Annotated in this window: 4 protein-coding genes and 1 pseudogene; all 5 read left to right on the top strand. The window is 72.6% G+C overall.

All coding sequences use genetic code 11. The features are described 5' to 3' along the window. Positions 1–402: pseudogene (locus ABD908_RS26785) on the top strand (dipeptidase); the annotation flags it as partial. After that, positions 399–1,622, top strand: a complete 1,224-nt coding sequence (gene moeA, locus ABD908_RS26790; RefSeq protein ID WP_345001867.1) for a molybdopterin molybdotransferase MoeA — start codon at positions 399–401, stop codon at positions 1,620–1,622. The pseudogene ABD908_RS26785 and the gene moeA, both read left to right, overlap by 4 nt. 15 nt (positions 1,623–1,637) lie before the next feature. After that, complete coding sequence (locus tag ABD908_RS26795; RefSeq protein ID WP_345001869.1) at positions 1,638–1,949, top strand: GlsB/YeaQ/YmgE family stress response membrane protein; 312 nt, start codon at positions 1,638–1,640, stop codon at positions 1,947–1,949. An 88-nt stretch (positions 1,950–2,037) separates the two neighbouring features. After that, positions 2,038–2,760 carry a phosphatidylserine decarboxylase gene (locus ABD908_RS26800; protein WP_345001871.1) on the top strand — a complete coding sequence of 241 codons (723 nt, stop codon included), beginning with the start codon at positions 2,038–2,040 and terminating at the stop codon, positions 2,758–2,760. Then, on the top strand, positions 2,757–3,597 hold an 841-nt coding region (locus tag ABD908_RS26805; protein WP_345001873.1), incomplete at its 3' end, for a CDP-alcohol phosphatidyltransferase family protein. The genes ABD908_RS26800 and ABD908_RS26805, both read left to right, overlap by 4 nt.

Here is a 3,597-nt window from a genome sequence, read left to right on the forward strand (position 1 = left end):
CTGCTGAACCTGCGGGTGCCGCCGGGCGTCGACCCGCGTGCCGCCGGCACGCTGCTCGCCGACCACCTGCGGGCGCACGCGCCGTGGAGCGCGCACGTGACCATCACCGAGGAGGCCGCCGGTGAGCCGTTCGCCGCCGCCACCGACGGTCCCGGCTACGCGACGCTGCGGACGGCCCTGGCCGACGCGTTCGGCGCGGAGGTCGTCACCAGCGGGCAGGGCGGCTCGATCCCGCTGTGCACCGCACTTCGGAACGCCGCACCGCGGGCGGAGATCGCGCTCCTGGGCGTCGAGGAACCGCAGTGCCGCATCCACGCCGCCAACGAGTCTGTCGACCCGCGCGAGATCGAACGGATCGCGTTGGCCGAGGCCCTGCTGTTGACCAGGCTCGCCCCCGCGTGATCCCCGTCGACGCGCACCGGGCCACCGTCGCCGCGCTCATGCCCGCGGCGCGGCGCGTGCGGATGCGGCTTGCGGAGGCGGCGGGCCGGGCGCTCGCGGACGATCTGCGCGCGCCGATCTCGCTGCCGCCCTTCACCAATTCGTCGATGGACGGGTACGCGGTGCGTGCCGCCGAGGTGCACTCCGGCGTCACGCTGCCCGTCGCCGAGGACATCCCCGCCGGCCGCACCGATGCGCTGGTACTCGCGCCCGGCACCGCACATCGGATCATGACCGGCGCGCCGCTGCCCGTCGGCGCCGACGCGATCGTCCCGGTGGAGGCCACCTCGGGTCAGGGGTTCGATGCCACACACGTGTGCTTCACGGGCGACGCGTCGGCCGGGCAGTTCGTGCGCCGGGCGGGCAGCGACATCGAGGCGGGGGAGGTCGCGCTGGAACGTGGCACCGTCATCGGGCCTGCGCAGGTGGGGCTCGCCGCCGCCCTCGGGGTCCCGACGGTGTCGGTGCTCGCCCCGCTGCGCGTGCTGGTGCTGTCGACCGGCTCCGAGCTGGTCACGCCGGGGGAGCCGCTGTCGCCCGGGCAGATCTACGAGTCCAACTCCGTGATGCTCGCGGCCGCGATCCGGGCCGCGGGCGCGGACGCCGAATCGCTGCGGTTCGTGCCCGACGACGTCGCCCACCTGCGCCGAGTGCTCGGCGAGCGCCTGGACGCCGGAGACGTCGACCTCGTCATCACGTCGGGCGGCGTCAGCGCGGGCGCGTACGAGGTGGTCAAGGAGGCGTTCACCGGCGGGTTCGCCGACGTGGACTTCGTCAAGGTCGCGATGCAGCCGGGCATGCCGCAGGGCGCGGGGCACATCGTCACGCCCGGCCGACGGCGCGTGCCGGTGGTGACGCTGCCCGGCAATCCCGTCAGCTCGCTCGTGTCGTTCGAGGTGTTCGTGCGCGAGCCGCTGCGCGCCGCGCTGGGCCTGCCCGCGCGGCGGCCGCGCCGCACCGCCGTCCTCGCCGCCGGGGTGCAGTCGATCCCGGGCAAGCGACAGTTCCTCCGCGGCGCACTCACCAGTACCGACGGTAACGATTCGGTCATTGCGGTAGGTGGGCACGGGTCGCACTTCCTACGATGGATGGCGTCGGCCGACTGCCTGATCGACATCGCGCCCGAGGTCGAGGAAGTCGTCGCGGGCGCCACGGTCACCGTTGTCCCCCTGGCCGACTGACGACTGGAGGTTCCCATGCTCACTGGATACGCGGACGAGGTCGTCGCCGCATCGGCGAACTTCGGCATCGGCATCGTCGGATGGATCATCATCGGTGGCCTCGCGGGCTGGGTCGCCAGCAAGTTCATGGGCACCGACGCCCAGCAGGGTATCTTCCTCAACATCATCGTGGGCATCGTCGGCGGCTGGCTCGGCGGGTTCCTGGTGCGTAGGTTCCTGCACCAGGACACCCAGACCTTCGGCCTGATCGCCACATTCGTCACCGCGCTCGTAGGCGCGTGCATCCTGCTGGCGATCGTGCGACTGGTCTCGGGGCGCCGCAGATAGGGACCTGGTCACCTCCGGCACGGGGTGGGGCGTGCCCCTGTCACAATGATTGCCGATTGAAGTCCGCGATCCGAGAGGACCCTGCCACGTGGCACGCCGCCCCCAACCACCGGTCGACGGGCACCTCACAGAACACTCCACGGGATTCGGGCACGTGGTCGAGCTGGTCCGGCACACGGTTCCGCCTATGCATCCCGCGGGTACGCCGTTCGTGATCGCACCGCTCGCGGTCGCTGCGGCCGGTCACCGTCGGGCGTGGATCCGGACGCCCGCCCTGGCCGTCTCTGCCGCGTGCCTCGCGTTCTTCCGCCACCCCGGCAGGGTGCCCCCCACGGCGTCGGGGGTCGCCGTCGCACCCGCCGACGGGGAGGTGACGCTCGTGGACGCGCACGTCCCGCCGCCCGAGCTGCAACTCGGCGACCAGCCGCTGCCACGCGTCTCGATCTTCCTCTCGATATTCGACGCGCACGTGCAACGCGCACCCGTGGCCGGCACGGTCGAGACCGTGGTGCATCGCGACGGCGCGTTCCTCTCGGCCGACCTGCCCGAGGCCAGCGACAGCAACGAGCGCACCTCGGTACGACTCGCCACCGAGCACGGTCCCGTCGGGGTCGTGCAGATAGCCGGGCTGATCGCGCGCCGGATCCGCACCGACTGCGCGCCCGGCGACACCCTCGACCTCGGCGAGACGTACGGCATCATCCGGTTCGGCTCCCGAGTCGACACCTATCTGCCCGCGGGCAGCGAGCTCGCCGTGTGGCCGGGGCAGCGAGCGGTGGGCGCCGAGACCGTGATCGCGCACCTACCGTGACCGCCCGGGGGGGAGGATCGCGGCACGACCCGGCCAAGTCCATCGGGATTCTGATGCTGCCGTCGATGCTGACGGTGGGCGCGATGTGCTTCGGCCTGACCGGGGTGAAGTTCGCCGCCGACCACCGCGTCGACATCGCCATCGCCATGGTCGTGTCCGCCGCGATCCTCGACGGCCTCGACGGCCGCATCGCCCGCCTCCTGAAGGCCTCCACCAAGATCGGCGCCGAGCTCGACTCCCTCGCCGACGCCATCAACTTCGGCGTGACCCCCGCGCTGATCCTGTACTTCACCAGACTGGGCACCTCACCGGCCGGCTGGATCGTGGCGCTGCTGTTCGTGGTGGCGATGGTGCTGCGGCTGGCGCGGTTCAACACCCTCGCCGACGATCCCACCGCGCCGCCGTACACCCGCGACTTCTTCGTGGGCGTGCCCGCGCCCGCCGGCGCGCTGCTGGTGATGGCGCCGCTCGCGGCCGGGCAGCAGTTCGGGCACGGGTGGTGGTCGGCGCCGCTCGCGGTGGGAGTGTGGACCATGGTGGTGGCGGCGCTGACGGTGTCGCGGATCCCCACGTCCAGCTTCAAGACCATGACCGTGCAGCCGCGGAAGGCCGCCGGTGTACTGGTCGCGGTGGGGGCGCTGACGGCGCTGCTGCTGACCTACCCGTTCGTGGCCCTGCTGGTGATCTCGGCGGCGTACCTCGCGCACATCCCGTTCGCGTGGCGTTCGAAGCGGTGGGTCGACGCGCGTCCCGCGGCGTGGGACACCAAGCCGGCCGAGCGCCGGGCCATGCGGCGCCAGCAGCGGCTGCCGGTGCGGCCGCGCCGCGCCGTCCCCG

This window comes from Tsukamurella soli, from assembly GCF_039541155.1.
Lineage (GTDB): Bacteria > Actinomycetota > Actinomycetes > Mycobacteriales > Mycobacteriaceae > Tsukamurella > Tsukamurella soli.